The 23,544-nt window shown below is 51.8% G+C and carries 19 protein-coding genes; 10 read left to right on the top strand and 9 right to left on the bottom strand.

From position 1 onward, the window contains the following. Positions 1–141: 141 nt before the first annotated feature. The 4 genes from preA to ACO0LI_RS05100 form a co-directional block, all read right to left on the bottom strand. Positions 142–1,416 (bottom strand): NAD-dependent dihydropyrimidine dehydrogenase subunit PreA, encoded by a 1,275-nt coding sequence (gene preA, locus ACO0LI_RS05115; RefSeq protein WP_423031371.1) that lies wholly within the window; start codon positions 1,414–1,416, stop codon positions 142–144. 1 nt (position 1,417) lies between these two features. After that, on the bottom strand, positions 1,418–2,776 hold the full coding sequence (locus tag ACO0LI_RS05110; RefSeq protein WP_423031369.1) for an NAD(P)-dependent oxidoreductase: 1,359 nt from the start codon (positions 2,774–2,776) through the stop codon (positions 1,418–1,420). A gap of 134 nt (positions 2,777–2,910) precedes the next feature. After that, on the bottom strand, positions 2,911–4,410 hold the full coding sequence (locus ACO0LI_RS05105) for a CoA-acylating methylmalonate-semialdehyde dehydrogenase (RefSeq protein WP_423031367.1): 1,500 nt from the start codon (positions 4,408–4,410) through the stop codon (positions 2,911–2,913). 13 nt (positions 4,411–4,423) lie between these two features. Beyond that, positions 4,424–5,734 carry an aspartate aminotransferase family protein gene (locus ACO0LI_RS05100; RefSeq protein ID WP_423031365.1) on the bottom strand — a complete coding sequence of 437 codons (1,311 nt, stop codon included), beginning with the start codon at positions 5,732–5,734 and terminating at the stop codon, positions 4,424–4,426. 175 nt (positions 5,735–5,909) lie between these two features. On the opposite strand from ACO0LI_RS05100, the gene ACO0LI_RS05095 reads away from it, so the two are divergent. The 3 genes from ACO0LI_RS05095 (at position 5,910) to ACO0LI_RS05085 (ending at position 9,768) form a co-directional block, all read left to right on the top strand. Continuing rightward, a complete protein-coding gene (locus ACO0LI_RS05095) occupies positions 5,910–7,352 on the top strand; it encodes a PLP-dependent aminotransferase family protein (protein WP_423031363.1) in 1,443 nt (480 codons plus the stop codon). Beyond that, on the top strand, positions 7,345–8,004 hold the full coding sequence (locus ACO0LI_RS05090) for a TetR/AcrR family transcriptional regulator (protein WP_423031361.1): 660 nt from the start codon (positions 7,345–7,347) through the stop codon (positions 8,002–8,004). Before ACO0LI_RS05095 ends, ACO0LI_RS05090 begins: the two co-directional genes overlap by 8 nt. A 156-nt stretch (positions 8,005–8,160) precedes the next feature. After that, positions 8,161–9,768 carry a DUF3369 domain-containing protein gene (locus ACO0LI_RS05085; protein WP_423031359.1) on the top strand — a complete coding sequence of 536 codons (1,608 nt, stop codon included), beginning with the start codon at positions 8,161–8,163 and terminating at the stop codon, positions 9,766–9,768. Between the two features lie 26 nt (positions 9,769–9,794). Here ACO0LI_RS05085 and ACO0LI_RS05080 read toward each other — a convergent pair whose 3' ends face one another. Then, complete coding sequence (locus ACO0LI_RS05080) at positions 9,795–10,226, bottom strand: MerR family transcriptional regulator (RefSeq protein ID WP_423031357.1); 432 nt, start codon at positions 10,224–10,226, stop codon at positions 9,795–9,797. An 82-nt stretch (positions 10,227–10,308) separates the two neighbouring features. Here ACO0LI_RS05080 and ACO0LI_RS05075 point away from each other — a divergent pair, with 82 nt between their 5' ends. Both ACO0LI_RS05075 and ACO0LI_RS05070 read left to right on the top strand, forming a co-directional pair. After that, positions 10,309–12,882 (top strand): heavy metal translocating P-type ATPase, encoded by a 2,574-nt coding sequence (locus ACO0LI_RS05075; protein WP_423031355.1) that lies wholly within the window; start codon positions 10,309–10,311, stop codon positions 12,880–12,882. 97 nt (positions 12,883–12,979) lie between these two features. Continuing rightward, on the top strand, positions 12,980–13,900 hold the full coding sequence (locus ACO0LI_RS05070) for a metallophosphoesterase family protein (protein WP_423031353.1): 921 nt from the start codon (positions 12,980–12,982) through the stop codon (positions 13,898–13,900). A 13-nt stretch (positions 13,901–13,913) separates the two neighbouring features. Here ACO0LI_RS05070 and ACO0LI_RS05065 read toward each other — a convergent pair whose 3' ends face one another. Continuing rightward, complete coding sequence (locus ACO0LI_RS05065) at positions 13,914–14,366, bottom strand: MarR family winged helix-turn-helix transcriptional regulator (protein ID WP_423031351.1); 453 nt, start codon at positions 14,364–14,366, stop codon at positions 13,914–13,916. A gap of 58 nt (positions 14,367–14,424) precedes the next feature. Between ACO0LI_RS05065 and ACO0LI_RS05060 the strand changes: the two genes are divergently transcribed. From ACO0LI_RS05060 to ACO0LI_RS05050, 3 genes are all read left to right on the top strand, one after another. After that, positions 14,425–14,799 carry a cupin domain-containing protein gene (locus ACO0LI_RS05060; protein WP_423031349.1) on the top strand — a complete coding sequence of 125 codons (375 nt, stop codon included), beginning with the start codon at positions 14,425–14,427 and terminating at the stop codon, positions 14,797–14,799. Positions 14,800–15,050: 251 nt separating this feature from the next. Further along, a complete protein-coding gene (locus ACO0LI_RS05055; RefSeq protein WP_422975379.1) occupies positions 15,051–16,091 on the top strand; it encodes a GMP reductase in 1,041 nt (346 codons plus the stop codon). A gap of 412 nt (positions 16,092–16,503) precedes the next feature. Continuing rightward, positions 16,504–17,265 (top strand): energy transducer TonB, encoded by a 762-nt coding sequence (locus ACO0LI_RS05050; protein WP_423031347.1) that lies wholly within the window; start codon positions 16,504–16,506, stop codon positions 17,263–17,265. Positions 17,266–17,355: 90 nt separating this feature from the next. On the opposite strand, the gene ACO0LI_RS05045 is transcribed toward ACO0LI_RS05050, so the two are convergent. The 3 genes from ACO0LI_RS05045 to ACO0LI_RS05035 all read right to left on the bottom strand — a co-directional run bounded on the left by ACO0LI_RS05045 (position 17,356) and on the right by ACO0LI_RS05035 (position 20,902). Further along, positions 17,356–18,990: a methyl-accepting chemotaxis protein gene (locus tag ACO0LI_RS05045; RefSeq protein ID WP_423031345.1), complete on the bottom strand. Its 1,635-nt coding sequence runs from the start codon at positions 18,988–18,990 to the stop codon at positions 17,356–17,358. A 271-nt stretch (positions 18,991–19,261) separates the two neighbouring features. After that, positions 19,262–20,086, bottom strand: coding sequence for a tRNA cyclic N6-threonylcarbamoyladenosine(37) synthase TcdA (gene tcdA, locus ACO0LI_RS05040; protein WP_423031343.1), 825 nt, complete (start codon positions 20,084–20,086; stop codon positions 19,262–19,264). 72 nt (positions 20,087–20,158) lie between these two features. Further along, complete coding sequence (locus ACO0LI_RS05035; protein WP_423031341.1) at positions 20,159–20,902, bottom strand: helix-turn-helix domain-containing protein; 744 nt, start codon at positions 20,900–20,902, stop codon at positions 20,159–20,161. A gap of 293 nt (positions 20,903–21,195) precedes the next feature. Between ACO0LI_RS05035 and ACO0LI_RS05030 the strand changes: the two genes are divergently transcribed. Both ACO0LI_RS05030 and ACO0LI_RS05025 read left to right on the top strand, forming a co-directional pair. Further along, positions 21,196–22,614: an FAD-binding oxidoreductase gene (locus ACO0LI_RS05030; RefSeq protein ID WP_423031339.1), complete on the top strand. Its 1,419-nt coding sequence runs from the start codon at positions 21,196–21,198 to the stop codon at positions 22,612–22,614. After that, a complete protein-coding gene (locus ACO0LI_RS05025) occupies positions 22,611–23,498 on the top strand; it encodes a class I SAM-dependent methyltransferase (protein WP_423031337.1) in 888 nt (295 codons plus the stop codon). The genes ACO0LI_RS05030 and ACO0LI_RS05025 overlap by 4 nt, the downstream gene beginning before the upstream one ends. Positions 23,499–23,544: the final 46 nt, after the last annotated feature.

Raw genomic sequence — 23,544 nt, 5'->3', positions numbered from 1 at the left:
AGCAAACTTCGTTCCAACATCAACATCTAACAACACTTGAAAATTCAAAACAGATCAATCGACCTGAACTGCCTTGAACTCTCTTGCCTTTCTCTGTGAACCCTCTGTGTCTCTGTGCCTCTGTGGTGAGTGGTTTTAAACCTATTTCAACACCGCACGCGGGTTGCGTGGGTCTTGCGTCCAGTTCATATATGGCTTGCCAGTTGCCTGGGGCACCATGGTGATGCACTGTTCTACCGGGCAGGTGATCTGGCAGAGGTTGCAGCCTACGCATTCTTCCTTGATGACTTCGTATTTGCGGGTGCCATTCTCGGCGATCAGTTGTGCAATGGACTGGTGCGATGTGTCTTCGCAGGCAATGTAGCAGCGGCCGCATTGTATGCATTTGTCCTGGTCGATCTCGGCAATGACGGCATAGTTCATGTCCAGGTATTTCCAGTCTGTGGTATTGGCGACGGCTTTACCGGCAAAATCGCTGATGCGCTCATAGCCTTTTTCATCCATCCAGCGGGACAGGCCATCTGTCATTTCCTTGACGATACGGAAACCATGCAGCATTGCAGCAGTACAGACCTGCACCGAGCCTGCACCCAGTGCCAGAAACTCTGCCGCATCGCGCCAGTTACCTATGCCGCCTATGCCAGAGATAGGCAGGCCCTTGGTGGCCGGGTCACGGGCGATTTCTGCCACCATGTTCAAAGCGATAGGCTTGACTGCGCTACCGCAGTAACCACCATGCGTGCTTTGCGTGCCGACGATGGGGCGGGCGATCATCTGGTCCAGATCAATAGACGTGATGGAGTTGATGGTATTGATCAGCGACACGGCATCAGCGCCGCCATTGAAGGCAGCGCGGGCTGGCACGCGCACATCGGTGATGTTGGGTGTGAGCTTGACGATGACGGGCAGTGAGCAATACTTCTTGCACCAGCGCGTGATCATTTCCACATATTCTGGCACCTGCCCTACGGCTGCGCCCATGCCGCGTTCTGGCATGCCGTGCGGACAGCCGAAATTGAGTTCTATGCCGTCTGCACCTGTGGCTTCTACCAGTGGCAGGATGCGTGCCCAGCTTTCTTCTTCACAGGGGTACATCAAAGACACGATCATGGCGCGGTCTGGCCAGTCTTTTTTGACTTGCGTGATTTCGCGCAGGTTGATTTCCAGGCTGCGGTCGGTGATCAGTTCGATATTATTAAAGCCAATGACTTCACGGTTCTTGCCAAAGTGGGCAGAGTAACGCGAAGAGACGTTGACCGGTGGCGGGTCTTCGCCCAGGGTTTTCCAGACTACGCCGCCCCAACCTGCTTCAAAAGCGCGGATGACGTTATAGGCCTTGTCAGTCGGTGGTGCAGAAGCCAGCCAGAAAGGATTGGGTGCCTTGATGCCGGCAAAGTTAATCGAGAGGTCAGCCATATTACACCTTCGCTTTCAAATCATTATCAATCGCCAGCGCTGCCAGCTTGCCATGTTGGACTGCCTGTACGGTCAGGTCCTGCCCGTCGGCGATACAATCGCCACCGGCATAAATACCGGATACGCTGGTACGGTATTGCGCATCCACATGGATTTTATCATTCTGCTTTTGCAGGTCTTTTGCCAGATCATCAGACAGGCTGCTGTTGTCCATGCTTTGGCCGATGGCCTTGAAAATGGCTTGTGCGGGAATGTCTATCGTTGCGCCGCTGGCTTGCAATTTGCCACCTACTTCTTTGGTGCGGGCAAAGCGCATGCCGCTGACCTTGCCTTCTGCATCACGCAAGACTTCTTGCGGTTGCGCCCAGGTGACGATGCGAACCTGGTTGGCTTTGGCGATGTCTTGTTCATGGTGTGTCGCAGACATATGTTCTGCACCACGACGGTACACGAGTGTGACCTGCTCTGCACCAAGGCGGGCGATTTGGACTGCCATGTCGATGGCGGTATTACCGGCACCGATGACTATGCATTGTTTGGGCACCGGCAATTTGCTCAGGTCTTCTGCCTGACGCAGCTCGGCGATGTAATCTACCGCTGCCATCAGGCCAGGTGCATCTTCACCTGTCAGGCCCAACTGGCGGCTGGCACCCAGGCCGAGGCCAAGGAAGACTGCATCGTAATCACGGCGCAAGTCTGCCAGGTGCAGGTTCTGGCCCAGTACCTGTTCATGCTTGACGTTGATGCCGCCAATTTGCAGCAGGAATTCCACCTCGCGCTGGGCGCTGTCTTCTGTCAGTTTGTATTTGGCGATACCATATTCATTGAGGCCGCCGGATTTTTGCTTTGCTTCAAAAATCACGACATCATGACCTAATGTTGCCAGTCTGTGCGCACAGGATAAACCTGCTGGCCCACCACCAACGATGGCGATCTTTTTACCTGTGCTGGCAGCGCGCTGGAAAGGATGCTGTTCAAACTTTGCATTGTCGAGTGCAAAGCGTTGCAGCAGACCGATCTTGACTGGTGCACCTTCTGCATCATGATTGCGCACGCAGGCATGTTCGCACAAAATCTCGGTCGGGCAAACGCGCGAGCAGCTTGCACCGAGTATGTTTTGATCGAGAATAACTTTGGCTGCACCATTGATATTGCCGACAGCAATATTCTGGATAAAGCTGGGCACATCAATTTCTGACGGACAGATGCGGGTGCAGGGAGCGTCGTAACAATAGAGGCAGCGGTCACTTTCTATCGCTGCCTGGCGCTTGTTCAGTGCTGGATTCAAGTCAGTGAAATGCGAACGCAGCGTTTCCTGACTTTCTTCTGCCTGGGGTAAATGCTTAAGGGCTTCCAACATGGTGGCTCCAATCGATCTCTAATTACTAAATTCGTTTTTACTGCATTTATCTAAGCAAGTTTCGTGACAGCTAAACCTCTCAAAAAACTTACGCAATTGGTGCAGAATTGATGCAGGCTTGTGTAAGTTCATCTCTATTTATTTTGCGGGAAGGAGAACTCTGCGCCCTTACTGATGCTATCTGGCCAACGCTGCATGACTGCTTTCACGCGTGTGTAAAAACGCACACCTTCTGGCCCATAGATATGATGATCACCAAACAGGCTACGCTTCCAGCCACCAAAACTATGGAAGGCCATAGGCACAGGCAAAGGTACGTTCACGCCAACCATGCCGACCTGTATCATGCGCACGAATTCACGCGCCGTGCCGCCATCGCGGGTGAATACAGCAACGCCATTGCCGTATTCATGCTTGTTGATGAGATCTGCCGCCGCTGCCATATCCGGCACACGCACTACGCACAAGACCGGTCCAAAAATTTCCTGTTTGTAGACGGTCATTTCTGGCGTAACGTGATCGAACAGACTACCGCCGCAGAAGAAACCTTCTTCGTGACCTGGCACGGTAAAGTTGCGGCCATCAACGACCAGTTTTGCGCCTTCTGTCACGCCTTCGCCGATCAGGCTTTCTATGCGTTCTTTGGCGGCATGGGTAATGACCGGGCCCATTTCTGCATCCGGTGCCAGGCCGTTATTGATCTTGAGAGATTTAACACGTGCTGCCATGGCATCAACCAGGGCATCTGCCGCAGAACCAACAGCAACTGCAACCGAGATGGCCATGCAGCGTTCACCGGCAGAGCCATAGGCTGCACCCATTAAGGCATCGACTGCCATGTCCAGATCAGCATCTGGCATGACAACCATATGATTTTTTGCGCCACCGAGTGCCTGCACGCGTTTGCCATTGGCACAGCCACGTGCGTAGATTGCCTGCGCAATTGGTGTCGAACCGACGAAGCTGATAGCCTGCACTTCAGGATGATCAAGCAGTGCATCAACGACAGTTTTATCACCCTGTACGACATTGAAAACACCATCAGGCAAACCTGCCTGCTTGAGCAATTTTGCATGCAGCAAGGATGCGGACGGATCACGCTCAGACGGTTTCAGCACGAAGGTATTACCGCAGGCGATCGCGATAGGGAACATCCACATCGGTACCATGACGGGGAAGTTGAATGGCGTGATACCAGCAACGACACCCAGCGGCTGGCGCATGCTGCAGGCATCGATGCCACGGGCGATCTGTTCGGAATATTCACCCTTCAACAGTTGTGGTATGCCTATCGCAAACTCCACCACTTCTATGCCGCGTGCGACTTCGCCCTTGGCATCGGCCAGGGTCTTGCCATGTTCCTTGGTCAGAAGATTGGCAAATTCATCGGTATGCTGTTGCAGCAGGTTCAGGTAAGCCATGAGCACGCGGGCGCGTGACAAGGCTGGCGTGTTTGACCATGCAGGAAAAGCCTTTGCTGCTGCGGCAACTGCCAGATTAACGTCCTGCTCGCTGCCCAATGCGACCTGGCCTTGCACCGAACCGAGTGCCGGATTATAAATATCAGCAAAGCGTGGCTGCACGCTTTGATGCAGCTCGCCGTTGATGTAATGATTGACTTGATATGTGGTCATGATGTTCGCCGGATTAATCGAGGTGTTTCAAAATGTCGTGCAGTTTGCCGAACAGCTGGTCTACGTGTTTTTTCTCCAAAATCAACGGAGGTGACATGGCGATGATGTCGCCAGTCGTGCGTACCAGTACGCCTTCGGCAAAGGCTTTTTTGTAGGCGGCCATGGCGCGTGCGCCGACTTTGCCGGGCATGGATTCAAGCTCTATCGCACCGATCAGGCCGACATTGCGCAAATCTATGACGTGCGGCAAGCCTTTCAGGGAATGCAGGCCATCTTCCCAATAGGCAGTCATGCTTTGTGCATGTTCCAGCACTTTTTCTTCCTTGAAGACTTTGAGGGAAGCCAGACCAGCAGCAACAGCCAGTGGGTGACCGGAATAGGTATAACCGTGGAACAGTTCTATGCCTGCAGGGCCTTCCATCAATGCGTCGTATATTTTTTGATGGCTGAACACCGCGCCCATGGGTACGACACCATTGGTCAGGCCCTTGGCCGTCGTCATGAAGTCAGGCGTGACGCCAAAGAAGTCAGATGCAAACGGTGTACCCATGCGGCCAAAACCGGTGATGACTTCATCAAATATCAGCAGGATGCCATGCTTGTCGCAAAGCTCACGCAGGCGTTTCAGATAACCTTTGGATGGCAGGATGACGCCAGCGGAGCCAGCCAGCGGTTCAACGATGACGGCAGCGATGGTGGAGATATCGTGCAGGGCAATCAGGCGTTCGAGTTCATCTGCAAGGTGAGTGCCGTATTCTGGCAAGCCACGGGTGAAGGCATTCTTTTCCAGGTTGTGGGTATGCGGCAGGTAATCAACACCGGCCAGCAAGGTACCAAACTGCTTGCGGTTGGCTGGCAAGCCACCGAGTGACATGCCGCCAAAGCCTACGCCGTGGTAGGCGCGTTCGCGGCTGATGAAACGGGTGCGCTGGGCTTCGCCACGGCTGCGGTGGTAAGCCAGCACCATTTTCATGGCGGTATCAACAGCTTCCGAGCCGGAATTGGTATAAAACACCTGGCCAAACTTGTGGCCGCTATAGTCGATCAACTGTTCTGCCAGCTCAAAGGCTTGTGGGTGGCCGATCTGGAAGGCGGGTGCGTAATCCAGGGTCGCGACCGCATCTTGTACCGCTTTCACCACAGTTGGATGGGAATGCCCCAGCGGCACGCACCACAGGCCTGCCGTACCGTCGAGTATTTCGCGGCCATTCTGGTCGCGGTAGTACATGCCAGAGGCAGAAGCCACCAGACGCGGAGCCTCTTTATAGTCACGGTTGGCCGTGAAAGGCATCCAGTAAGAATTGAGTTGTTGTTTGCTGAGCATGGGCTTCTCCTTGACACTGAAAACAATTTACCAAGTGGTAAAAATATGCTGAAATGCTAAATAAGCATATGCAGTAATGACATATACAGCCAGTTTAATTTCATCCAACCGTATTGGTAGCCAGAACATAACAGTTACGTGCGTTTGCACAATTTATGTTCAGCGAGGAGCAAGCATGGACGCCGTAAAAGAACAGCAGGTAGTAGAGCAAAGTCCGATCTGGCCGCAACTGTCGCTGGAGCGTAGCCGCCAGGCCAGCCTGGTAGAGCAGATCGTGCAGGAAGTAAGCCGTTTGGTGCGCCAGAATGACCTGGCGCAGGGCAGCAAGATGCCGTCCGTACGGCAATTTGCCAAATGTAATGCAGTCAGTACCTTTACAGTTGTGGAATCTTACGAGCGCCTGATTACCCTGGGCTTGCTGAGCTCACGTCGCGGCTCTGGTTATTTTGTCACCAAACCGGCCTGTACACCGCAACCCATGGCGCAAGCTGTCATACCCAGTGCGCTGGATGCCTTAAGCCCGGATTTGTATTCTGGCGTATCGAGCGCCCTGCCCGTGGGTTCAGGCTGGTTGCCGCCAGAATGGTATGGCGATGATATTTTGCTCGATGCCTTGAAGCAATCGATGCGCATTCCTACCCAGCGCCTGCGTGGCTATGGCAACCCGCTGGGTTTCCCCAGCTTGCGCCAGCACCTGGCCAGCAGCCTGTCGCAGGAATTGTTCAGTGTTGATTCTGAACAGATTTTGCTGACCCATGGTGCTACTCATGGCTTTGACCTCATCCTGCGTACGCTGTGCAAACCCGGTGACACTGTACTGGTTGAAGACCCGGGTTATAGCAATCTGCTATCCCTGATACGCCACCACGGCTGCATACCGATAGGCATAGCCCGCGATGAAAAAGGCCTGAACCTTGACAGCCTCATGGAAAAAGCCCTGCTGCATCAGCCCAAGCTGATGTTTGTGAATACTGTCTTGCAAAACCCGCTGGGTACAAGCCTCTCCCAGTCACAGGCACACCGCTTGCTGGCACTGGCTGAACAGTTTGATTTCTGGCTGGTTGAAGATGATATTTACCGCGAGCTATGCCCGCGCCCCGAACCATCACTGGCCGCGATGGATGGTTTGCGTCGCGTAATACGGGTAGGCAGCTTTTCCAAGACGCTCTCCCCTACCCTGCGCGTAGGCTCAGTCTGCGCATCGCATTCGCTGATAGGAGAACTGTTGAGGGTGAAGATGCTGGCAGGTTTGACGACATCTGAAATCAATGAACGCGCGGTGCTACATGCAATCAGTTCGCGCCTGTACCGGCGCATGCTGGAAAAGCTCAAGCGGCAACTGGAAACCTCACGCAATGCCAGCATGGATATGCTGTTGGCCGCAGGCTTGACACCACTGGCAGAACCACGCGGCGGCATGTTCATCAGTGCGGGCTGGAAAGACAGCAAGGCCAGTGCCAGCGAGATTTCACGTCTAGCTTTGCAGGAAGGCATCTTGTTGGCACCGGACGAATTCTTTAGCCTTCGCACCAGCGACCACCCATGGTTCCGCTTCAATATCGCTTACAGCGGTGATGAAGCATTGAAAAACTTCTTGATGAAGCAGCGTCATGGATAGAGCGCCAGACAAACTCACGCGCTCACGCGATGCGCTGCAAGCCCGCATCATGCAGGCGGCGGTTGAGGTATTTGCTGAAGCTGGTTATGCAGGTACGGCACTGGCATCGATTGCCGAGCGGGCTGGCCTGTCGAAACAGAATTTGCTGTACTACTTCCCGACCAAGCAAATTCTGTATGAAAAGGTGCTGGACCAGGTGCTGGATCAGTGGCTGGACCGCATGAATATCCTGGCAGACCCCGACCATGACCCGGCGACATTACTTGGCAATTACATACGTGCCAAACTGCGTTTCTCGCGTGAACAACCACAGGCATCTCGCGTATATGCGATGGAAGTCATCAGCGGTGCACCTGTCTATGCCGAGACCATGCGCAATAAAATACTGCCCTTATTGCAAAAAGATATAGCCGTTTTTGAAGCCTGGATGGCGGCTGGAAAAATCGCCGCAGTGAATACGACACATCTATTATTTTCCATCTGGGCGATGACGCAGTCGTATGCTGACTTTGCTGCGCAGATGAGTCTTGTGCTTGGACATAGCCCTCTGAATGAGAATGATTTTGAAGAAGCAGAGACACTCATTGTCGATATGGTATTGCATCGTTTGCATCTACAGACTTCGTCAACCAGACAAACCTTTACCACTTAGACAGCAATGTGAATGTCTGTCAAATACCACATAAAAAAATAATGCTGGAGGGCATGTTTAAAGAATTGCTGGCATAATAAATTCTCAGGAAAGAAGCGATGCCAGGCGTTCTTCTGACCACAAATGATGTTGCAGTGCACATGATCGGGGGAGTGTATGAGTCACGAACAGGGATCAGACGAAGACTGGATCATTGAAGATGAAAATAATGACAAGTCTCAAGAGCAACTGGACACCTCATTTGAATCCCACCCCTGGCGCTTGCTCATCGTCGATGACGAAGAAGATATACACGCCGTCACCCGTTTAGCCCTCAACAATATCGTCTTCAAGGGCCGCCCGCTGGATATATTGTCAGCGCACAGTGCATCTGAAGCATTTGATATCTTAAGTAAAGAAAACGACATCAATCTGATCTTGCTGGATGTCGTCATGGAAACCGATGACGCTGGCCTGCGTCTCGTCAAACGTATACGCGAAGAGTTAAAAAATCAACTGGTACGCATCGTCCTGCGCACTGGCCAGCCTGGCCAGGCACCGGAGAAAAGTGTCATCGTCGATTACGATATCAATGACTATAAAACCAAGACCGAACTGACTACCCAGCGCCTGTTCACAACCGTCATCGCGTCCTTGCGCGCTTATGAAGGCTTGCTGTCGATAGAGCGCAGCCGCATAGGTTTGACGCGCATATTGCAGGCATCTGCCAACCTGTATGAGTTGAAGTCGTTGAAGGAATTTGCCAGTGGTGTGCTCAACCAGATTGGTGCCATACTCGATGTTGGTGCCGATGGTGTTTTATGCCTGTCACGCAATCCGGTAGGCAACCCTGGCGGCAACCTGCAAGCCAGCATCATTGCGGCGACCGGTACCTATAGTGATTTTTCAGGCCTGGACAAATTGCCACAGGATTGCGAATGGACGGCCATCGTAGAAAAAGCCTTCAACGAAAAGAAAAGCCAGTTCCAGCATCCTGCCGATGTCTTGTTCATTCACACCCGGCAAGGCCATGAATTTGCGATATTGGTAACACCACCCTGGCCGCTGGGGCAAATGCAGCGCGACTTGCTGGAATTATTCTGTGACCGCATTGCTGCTGCCTTTGATAACCGCTATGTCAATGAGCAATTGCAAAAGGCCCAGGAAGCCTCGGTAGTGGCTTTGACTGACCTGGCAGAATCACGCGACACCGATACAGGCGGCCATGTGCAGCGAGTTTGCAGGCTGACGAATGCGATTGCCAATGAACTCAAGCGGCGCAATGATTTTGCCACTGACCTGACACCGCAATTCATGGAAATGGTGGGCATCGCCAGCATCTTGCATGATGTGGGCAAGGTGGCAACGCCGGATGCCGTGCTGCTGAAAGCAGGCGGACATGACAAGAATGAACGCATCATTATGGAATACCATGCACTGGCGGGTGAAACCGTATTGGCGCGTGCCGCCACCATGGTCGATGGCGTCAGTTACCTGACTTATGGCTCACAGATTGCTGGTAGCCACCACGAGCATTTTGATGGCCAGGGTTATCCGCGCAAACTGAAGGGAGAAGAAATCCCCCTGTCGGCACGCATAGTAGCAGTTGTTGATGTGTTTGATGCCTTGCTGCACCGCCGCCCCTACAAGGAACCATGGTCGCTCGAAGACACCATTGCCTACATCAAATCCAGGAGCGGCAAGCAGTTTGACCCCTTGGTCGTTGACGCCTTGATCCATTATGTACAGACCGAGCAACCGGACTGGGTCGCCAGCGGAGAATAAGCAAGTCTGGCCCCGGCCCATCTATCTCAATGCTGGCAAGCTTTTGCGTCTGCCGGCTTATCACTTGCCAGCGCCTGGATAATCGGGCACTGCGCCTGTTCAGTTGATGATGCGCATTGATGTATCAGTTCGGTCAACATATCTTCCATCCTGTGCAGGTCGGCCAGCTTGGCCTTTACTTGCAACAAACGCTCGTGCGCGACATCGCGTATAGCCTGTCTGTCATTACCATCTTCCAGCATCAGCAAATTGGCGATTTCATCGAGGCTGAAACCCAACTCCTGCGCCCTTTTGATAAAGCGTATGCGTTCTGCCAAGCTAGCAGGATAGGTTCTGAAACCGCTGGCGACTTCGGGTACGGGCAACAAATCGCGGCGCTGGTAATAGCGTATGGTTTCTACCCCTACGCCCGCTGCCTTGGCCAGTTGCCCTATCGTATATTGATCTGCATCAGACATCGCTAAATAATCCTTGACTCTGTTCTTGGGTACGGAGTCTATGATAAGGCAATATCATTTTATCTGTACGGGAGCATCATCCATGACCCAGGATCACACCACCCACGAACATGGCGACAATTGTTGCGGGCACAAGCATGACGAGCAGCCAACTGCAATTCAGGAAAAAAAATACACTGACCCCGTGTGCGGCATGCAAGTCAGCAAGAACAATGAGAAAACAGCCCGTTTTCAAGGTGTCGCCTATTATTTTTGCAGCACGTCCTGCGTCAGCAAGTTCAATGCGGCGCCACAAAACTATGTCAAGGCCAAGAAAGTGATAGGCCTGGGCAAAGTGAACAGCGGTGCCATGCAAAGCGATGCCAATGGCGAACACAAAGACCCAGTCTGCGGCATGCGCGTCAATGCCCAAAGCCAGCACCAGTTTGAACATGATGGGCAAAATTATTATTTTTGCTGCAATGCTTGTCTGGAAAAATTTCGCAAAGACCCTGCTGCCTGGCTGGACCCGGCCAGACGACCTGCCCCAAAACCAGTAGCCAAGGATGCGATATTCACCTGCCCCATGCATCTGGAAATAGAACAGGTGGGTCCGGGCACTTGCCCGCTGTGTGGCATGGCGCTGGAACCCAAGGAAGCTTCGGCAGAAGAGGACACCAGCGAGCTTGATGATATGTCGCGGCGCTTCAAATTCAGTCTGGTACTGAGTTTGCCGCTGCTGATCATGACCATGGGTGACATGCTGCCTGGCATATCGCTCCATCACCTGCTGGGCATGACGGTGTTCAACTGGCTGCAATTCATCCTGGCGACACCTGTGGTGCTATGGGCTGGCCTGCCTTTTTTTGAGCGTGCGCTGGCGTCCTTCAAGACCGGGCATCTGAATATGTTCAGCCTCATAGGTGTGGGCACTGCTGCAGCTTATGTATTCAGCCTGGTGGCTTTGTTGTTGCCAGATATACTGCCTGCAGCCTTCAAGATGGATGGTATGGCACCGCTGTATTTTGAAGCCGCAGCCGTCATCATTACCTTGGTATTGCTGGGACAGGTGCTGGAATTACGGGCACGCTCGCAAACCAATGCAGCGATCAAGGCATTATTGGGTTTGACACCTGCAACGGCGATACGCATTGCTGTTGACGGCAGCGAAAAAGAAATTGCTCTTGATGAAGTACAGACTGGCGACAACTTGCGTATCAAGCCGGGTGCGCATATCCCTGTTGATGGTGTCGTGCTGGATGGTCATAGCAATGTCGATGAAGCCATGCTGACAGGTGAACCACTGCCCGTCAGCAAACAGGCCGGTGACAAAGTCAGTGCCGGTACCATCAACCAGCAAGGCAGCTTCAGCATGCGGGCTGAACGCATAGGCAAGGATACCCTGCTGGCCAGCATCATCAATCTGGTGAACCAGGCCGGGCGTTCACGCGCACCTATCCAGAAGCTGGCGGATCAGGTCTCTGGCTGGTTTGTACCGGGTGTAATTGCAGCAGCCGTGCTGGCCTTTATCGCATGGGCAGTGTGGGGGCCAGCACCGGGGATGGCGAATGGTTTGATGGCTGCAGTATCGGTGCTGATCATTGCCTGCCCTTGTGCACTTGGCCTGGCCACGCCGATATCGGTCACAGTGGGCATAGGCCGTGGTGCCCGTGATGGTGTGCTGATCAAGGATGCAGAGGCACTTGAGAGACTGGAAAAAATCGATACCCTGCTGATAGACAAAACCGGCACGCTGACAGAGGGCAAACCCACACTGCAACACTTCAGCATCGCCAGCGGCGAATCAGAAACAGACTTGCTGGCGCTGGCCATGGCGCTGGAACAACGCAGTGAACATCCAGTTGCCCATGCCATCGTCAGCTATGCAATGACTCGCGGTGCAAAGCCCATTGCCATCAGCGATTTTACGTCCATCACAGGCAAGGGTGTCAGCGCCACGATGGATGGCAAGACGGTCTTGCTCGGTAACCCTGCGCTGTTGAAAGAACATGCCATAGCGCTGCCAGGCTTTGAATCAAAAATCAATGATCTGCAAGCACAGGGACATACCGTCATGCTGCTGGCAGTAGCACAAAAAGCCGTCGCCCTGCTCAGCGTCGCAGACAAGATCAAGAGCAACAGCAAAGAAGCCATCACTCAATTGCAGCAGCAGGGCATACACATCATCGTGCTGACAGGTGATAACATCAGGACTGCGCAGGCAGTGGCAAAACAACTTGGGCTCGACGATGTGCGCGCAGACTTGCTGCCCGCAGACAAATTCCGCATCGTGCAGGAATTGCAGTCACAGGGGCGCACAGTTGCCATGGCTGGCGACGGTATCAATGACGCACCTGCGCTGGCGCAGGCCGATGTCGGCATTGCCATGGGTAACGGCACCGATGTTGCCATGCATAGCGCTCATGTAGTGCTGGTCAAAGGTGATTTGCGCGGCATAGTCAAAGCGCGCTCTTTAAGCCAGCAGGCCATGAAAAACATCAGGCAAAACCTGTTCTTTGCCTTTGCTTACAACTTTGTCGGCGTGCCCATTGCAGCAGGCTTGCTGTATCCATGGTTCGGGATTCTGCTGAGTCCCATGATCGCCAGCGCAGCGATGAGCCTGAGCTCGGTCTCCGTCATCAGCAATGCACTGCGCTTGCGGTCCGCAAAACTATAGTGGCTGATAGCAAACTGAATGACAAACCGCAGGAACAGGTAAAATACGCGCCTGTTCTTGCCAGCACCTGGCATAGCCTTACCAAATAAAAAATTTCATGCGTATTTCTATCCTGGCCTTTTGTATTGCCACCCTGTTTATTTTGCCTGCACATGCAAGCGAAAAGACCAAACCGGCAAGTAAAAAACCTGTTGAAAAATCTGTCAGCGCCACCGTGTATGTGGCTGGTGACATTGCTGACTGTCGCAAAAGGCCACCTGTCGAAAGCATGGCTGCCAGGACAGCAGAACTGATTGCCGCCGGCCTTGCCAAAGACAGCACGGCCAGGGCGATTACCCTGGGCGATAATACTTACCCAGTCGGCAAACCCGAAGAGTTCAGCAACTGCTATGAACCCACCTGGGGACGCTTCAAGGAAAAAACCCTGCCATCACCGGGTAATCATGATTACGGCATGCCCAAGGCTTTGGGGTATTACAATTATTTTGGTGAGCTGGCTGGCCCGGATCGCCGCGGTTACTATGCGACCCGTCTGGGTAAATGGTACATCCTCTCGCTCAACAGCAATCTGGACCAGGCCCAGATGCAAGTACAACTGAAATGGTTGAAGGACGAACTGGACAGCAATAAACAAAGCTGCACCCTGGCCTTCTGGCATCACCCTGTGTATAGCTCTGGCGGCCATGGCAATAACAAGAATATGCAGGAAGCCTGGGCCATGCTGGCAGCAGCCAAAGCAGATATCGTGCTGGCCGCGCACGACCATGATTACGAACGCTTTGCCCCTCTTGATGCAAATGGCGACAAGGACGACAAAAATGGCATGCGCAGTTTTGTCGTTGGTACCGGTGGTGCGAAGCTGACGCCGATGTTCCTGCCCAAGGGAACAACCGAGTTACGCGACAATTCTACCTATGGCGTATTGAAACTGACTCTGCATGCCAAGTCCTACGAGTGGGAATTTTTGCCTGTTCCAGGGCAGACACTGGTAGATAAAGGCCAGGCTGCCTGCCACTGAATACCAGACTTGCTTACAGTGGGCGCAGCTTGGGCAAACCATAGTCTGCGTCAGCTGTAATTTGCTCAAGCACAGCGCGCATGGCTTTTACTTTGCCTGCGCCCATGCTCCCAATTAAACGATGTTCAAACTCCTGGTGAAAGGCGCGCGCCACCTTCATCAGGGCCAGTGCACGCGGCGTCAGGTGCAGTAATCTCACCCTTGCATCAGTAGCGTCGTCTTCACGTCGCACATAGGCTTTTGCTTCCATATCATTGACGATTTTTAGCGCGCCCTGTGGCGTCATCCCCAGGCTTTCTGCAAGCTGCTTGAGGTTTTGCGGATTATTCTCCAGCAAACGAAAAACATAGCCGAAAGAACTGCCGACATCGGCATAGCCTTGCTGTGCCAGATGTTGATGCAATTGTTCTTTGAAGCTGCCAAAAGCCAGATTCAGCAATACGCCCAGATCCATATTTTCTTGCATGGTAATTTAATTCACCTAGGTTTATAATCTTTGGTGAATTATATCATATGAGGAAATTATGAATCTGATCGACGCATCATCTGCCAAAGTTTTTAGCATGCATGAGGCCACATTCACTGGCCTTGCATCCCCCAGCCGCGGCTCAACAGAAAATTCAGCCTGGATCGTTGAACTAAGTGCCAACAAACCCGGCGTCGCGCACCAACTGACACGTGAAGAGATATTTATCTGCCTTTCAGGAACGGCAAAGGTCAGTATGGGAGACAATCATCACACGCTAAGTGCAGGTGCATGCCTGATCGTACCTGCTCATACCCGTTTTTCAATCAGCAAGACCAGCGATGAGAATTTCAGGGCCGTGGCGATCTTGCCAGTAGGGGCTGAGGCAGTGCTGGAAGATGGCAAGACATTCACGCCACCATGGGCGCTTTGACCACATTAACCACACATTAACCACACATTAACGAATCATTAGCGACACAATAAAAAGGCAAGCTGACCAGCATGTCAGCTTGACAATATCAGGGATATCCAGAATACGAAACGGATGATAAGGTCCATATCAAATTCAAATGATGATTCCGGATTTTTTTGCACTATACTCAAGTACGGCTCAACAACTTAGTCAGCTTTGCTGCCAGGGTTGTCACTTCCCGCGTCCGCCAGACGCATTATGGAGTCGTTATGCATATAGAAGAAACCCTCAGGCTGGATTTCAAGGATGTTTTGATACGTCCCAAACGGTCCACCCTCACCTCGCGCTCTCAAGTCAATCTGGAACGCGAATTCGTTTTCCATCATTCCCGCAAGACTTATCACGGCATCCCCATCATTGCTGCGAACATGGACTCTACCGGCACCATGGAAATGGCCGCCGCACTGGACCCGCATCAGTTATCGGTCGCCCTGCACAAGCATTATGATGAAGACGCGCTGGTCGATTATTTCTCTGCTTTGCAAAAGAAATCGACGGCCTTTTATTCCATGGGTATTACCCAGTCCGATTTTGAGAAATTCTCTGCCGTCATGGCGCGCGCCCAGAATGCCATAGAATATGTCTGCATCGATGTGGCGAACGGTTATACCGAGGGCTTTATCAATTTCGTCAAAAAAGTGCGTACCACTTATCCACACCTGACCATCATGGCAGGCAATGTGGTGACCGGCGATATTACTGAAGAACTGATACTGGCCGGTGCCGACATCGTCAAGGTGGGCATAGGCCCGGGCTCAGTCTGCACAACGCGCAAAATGACGGGTGTGGGTTATCCGCAATTATCAGCAGTGATTGAATGTGCTGATGCTGCGCATGGCCTGGGCGGGCAGATTTGCGCAGACGGTGGCTGTGTCGTACCAGGTGATCTGGCCAAGGCTTTTGGTGCCGGTGCCGACTTTATCATGCTGGGTGGCATGCTGGCTGGTCATGATGAATGTGCTGGCGATCTGGTAGAACGTGATGGTCAGCAATTCAAACGCTTCTACGGCATGAGCAGTCGCGCTGCAATGGACAAGTACGCAGGTGGCGTTGCCAAATACCGTGCGTCAGAAGGCAAGGAAGTATTGATCCCTTACCGCGGCCCGGTGGAAACAACCTTGCAGGACATACTCGGTGGCGTGCGCTCTGCCTGCACTTATGTGGGCGCGCACAAACTCAAGGAACTGACCAAGCGCACCACCTTCATCCGCGTAACGCAGCAATTGAATGAAGTGTTCGGAAAATCCTGACCAGAATAAATCCTGTTTAGCACTAAACAAAATTAACATAATCTCGTAACAATACTACAAGCCAGCTTCGCAAGAAGTTGGCTTTTTTTCATCATTATTATCAATTAAATGATTTAGCCTGCATTTGGCATAAATAATGCATAGATATACGAAATTTATGCCATTTTGATCGCTGAATTTTCATGATTTCAATCACATCTGTGATTTGAATATTGCTAAGTGCCTACATCCATGGCAGGATAGCCGTTCGGATTTGTGAAAATTTCCTGCGCAGCGAGCAAAATGATTTTGCACCAATTTATTGCATTTATTTTGAAATGCACTATTTTCATGCGAACATTCTTTTCGCTGCGATATAGCCGATTGCTTGATTTAACTTTAGCTTTAAAAACGGTCTTTTGTCTGGAGTAATATGAAAACGGTAGTTACTAAAACAACAGGGAAGTTATCATTTCTCACTTTCAGCCTGGCATCCAGTGCCTTGCTCATTACTGCCTGCCAAAAAACACCGGAGCCTGCTCCTGTTGCCAGTGCACCAGAGGCACCCTCATCGACAGCCATGCCAACTGGTCTGGTAAAAAATCCAGTCAAACATGCTGATACTGCCGATGTGACGAAGTGGATGGATATGGCATCCAACAAGTCAGCCGCGCAAATCGCCAAAGAAGAAAAACTGGCGAAAGAAGCTAAAGAGGCCAAAGAAGCAAAAGAGGCTAAAGACGCCAAGGATGCAAAAGCGGCAGCAGAAGCAAAAGCCCTGGCAGCCAAGGTAAAAGACGCGCCTAAAGCGGCATCAGCAACGGCTACCGCACCTGCCCCGGTACCTGTCGCCGCTGCCCCCAAGCCGGTAGAAACGCCACCGCCAGTAGTCGCTGCTGCACCAAAGCCTGCACCAGTTGCGGCACCGGTTGAAAACCTGACTTTAAAAGTCGTCTCCAGCGTACAGCCCAAATACCCCAGCACTGCAGTACGCGCAGGCATCACCTCAGGTGTAGTCAGCGCGCGCGTGCATATTGATACGGATGGCAAGGTCTCGCAGGTAGAAATTGTCAAAGCCAATCCACCCAAGCATTTTGACAGGGAAGTGATTGCTGCTGCGTCTCAATGGAAATACGCGCCGATTTCCAAGCCACTGACCACTTTGCTGGAATTTAATTTCAAGCTCGACAATTAAGCCTAGCCTTAACAAAAGAGCCTGTCTGATCAACATCAGGCAGGCTCTTTTATTTGCAGTCCGCACTAAAGTAAATATTCCGCCCGCTATTCAGCCCAGACGCAAAGTCTTGCGCTGGTCTTGGTTGGCGGCTTCTGCCTTTTTGAACTTACCGGTCTTGATGACATTGCCGCCCTCGGGCAGACCTGCGACCTTGAACACACCCACCACCTGATGCAGATTATCTGCCTGCTCAAGCAGGCTCTGGGCAGCTGCGGCCGCTTCTTCCACCAGAGCGGCATTATGCTGGGTCACCTGATCCATCTGTGTGATCGCCACATTCACCTGTTCTATGCCCCGGCTTTGTTCGCCCCCTGCGGCGGCAATTTCACTCATGATCTCAGCGACCTGTTTGACGGATGTCACGATCTGGTCCATGGTGACGCCGGTTTCATCCACCAGCGCCGTACCGGCATCGACTTTAGCCACAGAGTCACCGATCAATTGCTTGATCTCTTTGGCAGCACTGGCTGATCTTTGCGCGAGGTTGCGCACTTCAGACGCGACCACAGCAAAACCGCGCCCCTGCTCCCCTGCCCTGGCCGCCTCCACCGCAGCATTCAAGGCTAGGATATTGGTCTGGAAGGCGATGCCATCGATGACGCCGATGATATCGACAATTTTGCGTGAACTATCCTTGATTGCACCCATGGTACTCACCATTTGCCCGACCACATCGCCGCCCTTGCTGGCAAAGTCAGATGAAGACATCACCAGTTGATTGGCTTGTGAAGCACTGGCGGCATTATGCTGCACGGTTGACGTCAGCTCTTCCATTGATGAAGCTGTTTCTTCGAGTGAGCTGGCCTGGCTTTCAGTGCGCTCAGACAAATCCAGGTTACCGGCGGCTATCTCGTTCGATGCGGTGAAAATCGTGTCAGTACTGGTCCTGACCTGGCTGACAATGTTGATCAGGCTCTGGTTCATATTGAACAAGGCTTGCAATAACTCACCTGCCTCATCTTTGGAGCTGATCTTGATTTCCTGACGCAAATCACCAGCAGCAATGTTGTTGGCGATATCAATCGCGTAGTTCAAGGGGCGGGAAATACTGCGCACCAGCCACACACCCATGGCATACGCAAACAGCACGGACAATACAATGAACAAGGCCGCAAATACCTGGAAGCTACGGAAGAAACTTTGCGAAGCTTCATACTCAGACTTGCCTACGCTGAGCTGCAATTGTATGAGCCCATCCATGGATTCTTTCATGGATAAAAACAAGGGATCTACTTTGCCATGGAATAATTTTGAAGCCGCATCCATGTCCTTATTTTTCAGCGCTGCTAGAGTAGGATTCAAACCCTCTTCCAGAAATAGTTTGCGCCTTGCCGCAAACTGGTCTGCCAGGACTTTTTCTTCTGGCGTCAGATAAGTCGCCATGTATTCACCCCAGATCTTGCTCGCCTCAGCCTTGCCCGCTTCAACAGCGGCAATGTGGGCAGACGCTTTTTCCGGATCATCGGTGATGGCCTTGGCAGTGATGACCTGGTTTCTCATGATCAGGCGTATCACACCATCCAGTTGGCCCAGCGCTACCAGCCTGTCGTCATATACAGTCTTGATGGAATTATTGCTGGCATTCAAACTCAGAAACCCTGCAGAACCTATCGCCAGCACCAGCAGTGACAATAGAATGAAGCTGAAAATGAGCTTGGTCCTGATGCGAATATCCTGAAACATATTTGCCTCCGTAACGTCGGGCGGATGATGAAGAAACATGATTAAGCGTATTGCCTGCCTGACAAATTAACTCAAAATACAGGGCAAAGTACTGGGCAAACGGGGACAAGCGCATCAGGGCTGGCCTGATGCGTGATTTGACTTTAAATGCTAAAAGGCAATAACTCAAGGCATGACAAGTAATTCAACAATGCTGAGCTATTTTCCCCACAAAGTATGAAGAATTGTTTCCATACGCAAATATCGGTATGAAATTTGGAAAATGTGAAAATTATTTTGCCTGATTGTCTATATCACTGGCAGCCAGCTTGCGTAAGACCTGCGCCGCTGCCATCAGGCCAAAAGAAGCAGTGACAACGATGGAAGAACCAAAACCGGCGCAATTCAAACCTGTCACCGCAGTACTGACATCGGCACTTGCATCCGCACCAACTTCGCAAACCTCAGCAGTCTCAGGCATGCTCAGCGCTTCCATGGAAAACACGGCATCAATCCCAAATTTGCTTTTTGCGCCACGCGGGAAACCATGGTTTTGACGCAGGCGCTTGCGCACCAGTGCCAGCAACGGTTCTTGTTCGGTGCGTGAGAGATCACGAATTTCTATCTTGCCTGGATCAGTCTGTCCACCTGCTGCACCTATGGTGATCAGCGGTATGGCATGCTGGCGGCAATAGGCAATCAGTGCTGTCTTAGCTTTGACATTGTCTATCGCATCGATCACATAATCAAAACCTGGCTGCCCCAGCATGGCATCAAGATTATCTGGCGTGACAAAGTCTTCGACTTCATTCACCTTGCAATAGGGATTGATCAGGGCGATACGTTCGGCCAAAGCTGTGACTTTAGCCTTGCCTACGGTATCGGTATTGGCCTGTATCTGGCGATTGATATTTGATTCAGCTACATTGTCGAGGTCTATCATGGTTATACGGCCTATGGCACTACGCGCCAGCGCCTCTACTACCCAGGAACCTACACCACCGACGCCAATAACGCAGACATGCGCCTGCTTGAAACGCTCAAGGCCTGCAGCTCCATATAAACGGGCAATACCACCAAAGCGGCGTTCAAAATCGATATCTATTACTTCTTGCATAAGAAAATTGCGCCCGCAGGCTGGACATTGTAAGCAGGAGCTATTTTACTTGATGCGGCTCAAGCCGTGACTTTACCTGCCAGCTTTTCGCTTCAAGTCAGAGAACAGCGAAAATACCCATGGCCGGGTCGCCATCAGCAGCGCCATGCCCTGTCTTTGTTCTGATGACAAGCTGGCATCAATATCTGCCAGCTCGTTAAACTCAGTCAGCAACCGTGCCATTTTTCTTTGCAAAACGGCAATCGATGCGGCGCTAAGTTCGCGGGTTTCAAAACGTAATATTGCCTGCTCTTCATGGAAGTCGCTCTGCAAAAATTCTTCCATGACTTTGGACTGGTATTTCCTGCGTATAGGCCCATCCTCACGCCATTGCAGGGTGGTATGGGTCAGTAACTTGATGCGGTTATGTGGATGCAGCTCTATCAATTCCAGCCGTTCCAGCTTCATCAGCAATTGCAATAACTCGGTTTCTGCAATTTCAAATTGCCTGGCGATTTCACGGACTTGCCACTGATTCAGCAAGAGATAAAAAACGCCCAGCAACCTGGGCTGGTCTGCCAGGGTCTGCTCTTGCAAGTCAGATAATTCTCCCTTGAGTTCCTGCTGGCCGCGTGCGAGTCTGGCCAGCTCAAGGAAATCCAGTTCCAGTAACTGACATATCGCCTCCAGCCTGCGTACAGTGAAAGTCGATTCAGAAAACAGACGCTTCACGCTGGCTTCACTGATGTCCAAATGCGCTGCCAATTGCGCATAGGTCAGGCCTTTTTGCTTCAAGTGCTTTTTCAGGGCAATCGTGATTTGTTGAGTCAGGTTCATGGTGCGTCCATTTTTGCGATAAATAGAATGGTATGCATTAAGGCAAGACCAAAAGGCTCACCACAGAGACACAGAGACTCTGAGAAAAGCATGAGCACTCACCTCAGTTGTACTTTGCTTTTCTCAGTGCCCCTCTGTACCCCCTCTGTGCCTCTGTGTTGAAAGGTCTTCTGTAAAAACTGAACGTGGCTTCATAAACCGCCAAGAGTATTGATATTCAATACCAATTTTTATTAGATTGTATATCAATACCTTGAATTGCAAAATGCAATCTTCTATCAAGGAGAAAAAGCATGCACGAGCACCACACCACAAACACGGTCAATGACATTCATTCCGCACTGAACCTGACCAGAGTCAGCGAGATCATAGAAATAAGCAATATCCCCCAGCTTGTCGCAACGCTGGAGAAAGCCAAAAGCCAGGGCAAGAAAATTGCCATCAGCGCAGGCAGGCATGCGATGGGTGGGCAACAGTTTGCAGAAGATGCCATCTTGCTGGACATGCGCGGCATGGACAAGGTACTCAATTTTGACCGCGAGCTGGGCATCATCGCGGTAGAGGCTGGCATACAATGGCCAGCCCTGATTGATTATCTGGAAGCCGCGCAGAAAGACAGTACGCAGCCATGGTCCATACGGCAAAAACAGACCGGTGCCGATGACCTCAGCATAGGCGGCTGCCTGTCTGCGAATGTACATGGGCGGGGCTTGCAAATGCGGCCTTTTATCGCTGATGTAGAAAGCTTCTGTCTGCTCGATGCGCAGGGCAGATTACAACACTGCAACCGTGACACAAACAGCCATTTATTCAGACTGGCAATAGGTGGCTACGGTGTGTTTGGTGTGATCACCAAAGTCAACCTTTGTCTGAGCAAAAGACAAAAAATGCGGCGCGATGTCAGCATCATCTCGCTCAATGAGTTGATGCCTGCATTCCAGCAACGCATGGATGCTGGTTATGTCTATGGTGACTTTCAGTTTGCCATTGACCCAGCCAGTCCTGACTTTTTGCAGCGCGGTGTTTTCTCTTGTTATTGCCCGGTATCCGACGCCAGCAGCATCCGTGAAGAACATGCGCTCAGCGATGAGCAATGGCAGCAATTACTGATGCTCGCCCATGTGGACAAAAGCCGCGCCTTTGATTGCTACGCCCAGCACTATATGGCCAGTTCTGGCCAGATTTACTGGAGCGACAGGCTGCAACAAACAACCTACCTTGATGGCTATCACAAAAAAATAGATGAAATGCTCGGGCACCAGGGTTCGGAGATGATAGGTGAATTATATGTACCCAGGGCTGCACTGCCAGCCTTCATGCATGACGCCGCTCAGGACTTTCGCCAGCATGCTGTCGATCTCATCTACGGTACCGTGCGTTTGATAGAAGCTGATACAGAAAGTTTTTTGCCATGGGCGAGACAAGACTATGCCTGCGTGATTTTCAATCTGCATACTGAACATACGGAAAGCGGCATCGCCGCAACCGCTGAGGCTTTTCGCCGGCTGATCGATCTCGCCATCAAACATGACGGCAGTTTTTATCTGACTTATGGGCGCTTTGCGACCGTTGAGCAAACTCGCCATTGCTATCCAAACTTTGAAAACTTCCTGGCGTACAAACAGCGCCTTGATCCTGAATCGCTATTCCAGAGTACCTGGTTACGCCATCATACGGCCATGTTTGCAAAACATCTGGAGCAGGCAGCATGAAGACAGATCAGGCCAGCAACACCGCTCTTATCGTTGCAGCCGGAGTACAGATGCTGGCGCGTGATCCGGCTTACGCAGGTTTGGTACCGGCAGCCATTGCGACGCATGGCCAGCGCTTATTACGGGCCAGCCACCCGCGCCTGTCCAGCCTGACTGCGCGGCACTGGTTTCGCAGCCTTGCATACACAGCAGCAAAATTCACCCTGCCCGGCATCTTGCCGCACTATGTCTTGCGCAAGATATTCATCAGGAAATATGTCGCCCGCTCAATCACTGCCGGTAGCCGCCAGATCGTCTTGCTCGGTGCTGGTTACGATACCTTGTGTATGGAGCTTGCTACGCAATATCCAGACTTGAAACTGATAGAAATCGACCACCCGGCAACGCAGGCAGTCAAGCGCGCTGCTGCAGGAGCATCGGGGGCAGCAGTGGCAGCAGGAGCGCATCGCATACACTACATCGCTGCCGAACTGGGTAAGCAAAAACTAAATGAGGTATTAAGCAACTGCAAGGCATTCAATCCAGACATAAAAACCTTGTTCATCGCAGAAGGCTTGTTGATGTATTTAACAAGCGATGATATAGCCAGTTTGTTGAAACAAATGCAGATGGCAGCCACCAAAACAGCATTGGTTTTTACCTGGATGGAGATACAGGCCAACGGCCAGCCCAATTTTCGGCCAGCCAGCAAGATCATCGATTTTTTGCTGAAGAAAAAAGCTGAACCCTTTTTATCTGGCATGCCGCAAGACCAGGTCCCTGCATTTCTAAAACAGCTTGGCTATGCAATGCAGGACTTGAAGGAGAGTGCTTCGATATGCCCGCAGGACTGCCGTATCAAACCAATTGCCGGGGAATATATCTGTATGGCACAGAGCACGTAAGCCTGAATTTGATATGACGCAAGCAGGGCCAGCCTGTCTATTGCAT

Source organism: Undibacterium sp. Tian12W, assembly GCF_049339405.1.
In the GTDB taxonomy this organism is placed as follows: domain Bacteria; phylum Pseudomonadota; class Gammaproteobacteria; order Burkholderiales; family Burkholderiaceae_D; genus Undibacterium.
The sequence above is the reverse complement of the archived record's forward strand: the minus strand, read 5'-3'. Positions and strand labels throughout refer to the sequence as shown.